Raw genomic sequence first — 2,737 nt, 5'->3', positions numbered from 1 at the left:
TCAACGATAACGCGTGTGAACTGGATAAACGCGGCGCACTTGAGGCCATCGCCAGCAGGCTGGCTCCTACAGTTCTCCGGAAATGCGTGAAGAACCCTTTTTTACCCCCCTTGTTCTTCCACCCCCCCTGACGATGGGGGGGCTGGATCGTGCCTGACCGATAGTCTGGACCTCACTTGAACCAACCTGGCCCGGCGGATCTACCGCTCGCCGAGCGTTGCTCGAAGACAAGAGAGGATCGGCACCAGCCGACTATCGAGGTAAGGCGTATGAGTCAAAGCGTGCTGATTGCGGGGGTGGGCATGTCCCCGTTCGTCCCGCTGGGCGCTGGCGGCAGTGTCGCTGCGTTGGCGGGCCGGGCGATCCGCCAGGCGCTTGACGATGCGCGCATTGACTATGACCTGGTCGACCAGGTGTTCAGTGCCTGCGTCAGCAGCGCAGTCGGTTGCAGTGAGCAGGTCCTGGCCCAGATCGGCCTTACCGGTGTCCCGGTGTTTTCCCTCGCGGACGGCTGCACGGCAGCCAGCAGTGCCTTGCAGCTGGCGCGCCACAGCGTGTTGTCCGGCCAGGCCGAATGCGCACTGGCACTGGGCTTCGAGTGTATGCCGGCGAACGTTACCCACCGCGCCTTCTTTGGTCTGGACGATAGCGCGCCGCAGGCCTGGGACGGTCTCGGCCAGCCCGATACCTGCCAGGCTCATTTTGCCCGGCGTGAGCATCCGGCCGCGCTGTTCGCGGCCCAGACCAGTTGGTTGCTGACCCGCATGGGTGTGGCCCAAACCAGTTTCGAGCAGGTACTCAGCCAGGCCCGGGCCCAAGCCATGGTCAACCCCATGGCCGTGCTGAACCGCTGCACGGCACTCGATGGCTGGCGGGCTCGCTACCTTTGCCCGCCCGCGTGCGGAGCGGCGGCGGTGCTGCTGTGTACCCCGGGGTTCCTGGCCCGCTACGGCGCCCGCGGCGGTGTGGCAGTAAGGGCCTGTGTGCGCGGTAGCGACATGGCCTCCGAGCAGGAGTCCGGCTGTGTGCTCGATGTGCTGGGGCGCGCCACGACCCGGCGCGTTGCCCAACTGGCGTATGAGCACGCCGGCATCGGTGCCGACGAGATTGAGGCCGTGGAGCTGCATGACCAGAGCGTCGGCGACTTCATGGTGTACAGCGCCGCCCTGGGTTTGTGCCGGGAGGAAGGTATCGACGGCTTCGTGCGCGAACGGCGCAACAGTCGCGGCGCCCCGGTCGATGTCTGCGCCTCCGGCGGACTGCTCGGTCGCGGCCATGCCCCGGGAGCAACGGGGCTGGCGCAAATCACTGAACTGGTCTGGCAACTGCGCGGCACGGCGCCGTCCAGGCACGACAACGGTGTCCGGACGGCACTTGCGCACAATGCGGCGCTGGGTCGCTCGGTATCGGTAACCATCCTGCAGCGCACCTAAGGACAGCGTCGCAGTGCCGTTTCAATGCGTTTTCATGAACCACAGAGAAGGTGAGCCCGTTAGATGAACAACAACAATAAGATCTGCCATGCAAACCTGCGTCGAGGGCTTTTGGCTACAGCAATCCTGGTCGGGATGGGCATCGCGCCCGCGCAAGCCCTGGAAATCGATACGGGCAACGAAGACCTGTCAGTGCGTTTCGACAACACGTTCAAACTCAACTACGGCCAGCGCGTGGAAACCGCCAACAACAAGCTGGCCAACAGCTGGAACAACAATGATGGTGACCGCAACTTCTCGTCGGGCAGTGCGGTGTCCCAGCGCCTGGACGTGCTTTCGGAACTGGACGTGGTCTACAAGCAGAAGGCCGGCTTTCGCGTCAGTGCCAATAGCTGGTACGACCATGCCTATGACAATGTCGGCAGTGCCAACGCCTCGACCAACCAGCTCAACAACGGCGTACCGGACTCGCGCCATATCAGTGGTTATGCCGACCGTTATTACAACGGGCCTTCTTCGGAAATCCTCGATGCCTTCGTGTTTGGCAGCACCGAGATCGGTGACGAAACCCTGCTCAGCGCCAAGCTGGGCAGCCATACCCAGTACTGGGGCGAAAGCATCCTGGCCTTCGCCCATGGCAACAGCTATGGCCAGTCGGGCCTGGACATCACCAAGGGGCTGACAGTACCGGGCACCGAGGCCAAGGAACTGTTCATCCCGCGCAACCAGTTGTCCACCAGCTTGACCCTGGGCCCGGAGCTGACACTGGGCGCCCAGTACTTCCTCGGTTGGGATGCCTCGCGACTGCCTGAATCGGGTACTTACCTGGGGTTCAACGACGGTATCCAGAGTGGCGGGCACAACCTGTCGCTGATCGGTGGACGCAACCCACTCTTCGGTGCCCCGGGCCCCATCGGCGCCAATGAGTTCCTGCGCCTGAAAAACGGCCACACCTTCACCCCGGACAATCACGGCGACTTCGGCCTGATGGCCAAGTGGAGCCCGGAATGGCTGGACGGGACCCTGGGCTTCTACTACCGCAACACCTCCGACATCCTGCCCAACCTGGTCCTGCAGCCGACCGCTGTAGGCCCGGCGCAGCTGATCTCGGGCAACATCGGCAGCTACAACCAGTTCTACGTCGACGATATCGATATCTACGGCATCAGCCTGTCCAAGAGCATCGCCGGGGTCAGCGTCGGTTTCGACCTCAACTACCGCGAGAACATGCCGCTGGCCAGTGTCGCCGCCACCGTCAGCCCGGCCGCGGCTGCAGCCGGTCTGCCCGGATTCATTGGCAGGTT

2 protein-coding genes are annotated in these 2,737 nt (G+C 63.6%); both read left to right on the top strand.

The window, feature by feature from the left end:
* The first annotated feature begins 269 nt into the window (after positions 1–269).
* On the top strand, positions 270–1,433 hold the full coding sequence (locus PMI29_RS25745) for a thiolase C-terminal domain-containing protein (RefSeq protein ID WP_007994366.1): 1,164 nt from the start codon (positions 270–272) through the stop codon (positions 1,431–1,433).
* A 63-nt stretch (positions 1,434–1,496) separates the two neighbouring features.
* Positions 1,497–2,737: DUF1302 domain-containing protein (locus tag PMI29_RS25750; RefSeq protein WP_007994364.1), on the top strand; the 1,241-nt coding region annotated here is incomplete at its 3' end.

The organism is Pseudomonas sp. GM49 (genome assembly GCF_000282355.1).
Classification (GTDB): Bacteria; Pseudomonadota; Gammaproteobacteria; order Pseudomonadales; family Pseudomonadaceae; genus Aquipseudomonas.
The sequence above is the reverse complement of the archived record's forward strand: the minus strand, read 5'-3'. Positions and strand labels throughout refer to the sequence as shown.